The sequence below is a fragment of the Serratia sp. A07 genome (assembly GCF_058725505.1).
The window spans coordinates 1-509 of sequence record NZ_JBZXDO010000263.1 but is presented as its reverse complement, the minus strand read 5'-3'; the positions used below and the strand labels follow the sequence as shown (position 1 = coordinate 509).

The window sequence follows — 509 nt, the reverse complement described above, 5'->3', positions numbered from 1 at the left end:
TTATTGTCGACGTGCTGCCCGTTGTAGTTGACGCTGTAGTTGCGCATTACGTCCAGGCCATCACTGAAGGTCTTGGCATCACTGGCGGAGATATCGTGCCCCGCATCCCTGGTGTTGCGCCCACCTTCCGAGGTTTGGGCCGAACTGCCAGAGCTGGCGTTGTAGTCCACACCGCCATGAATATCTCCCCTGACGGACCCGCCAAGCGCTAATGACGCTACTTTTCCGAGTGCTGCTTTTTCGCTATCAACGACAAGCGCTGCCTTGGCTCCCATATTAAGGTTGCCTGACCTCGCCTTGGTTTCAAGCTCAGTGTAAGCCTGATCGAAGGAGACATGATTGCGCTTCGCGTAGGCCTCTGTCACCGCCATCGCCTTGTTCATGCGCTGTGCATCGACGGTCGACATGCCGGTCTGCGCCGCCAGCGTGGTGCTGTCGCTGTTGCCGAACTGGTCGTGGAACTGGCGAAGCTTGCCGCCGGTTCCAGTAACCGAGTGATTGTAGCCCTC

At 58.0% G+C, this 509-nt stretch carries 1 pseudogene; it reads right to left on the bottom strand.

The window, feature by feature from the left end:
- A pseudogene (locus AC4PR2_RS29660) lies at nt 1-509 on the bottom strand (hypothetical protein); the annotation flags it as partial.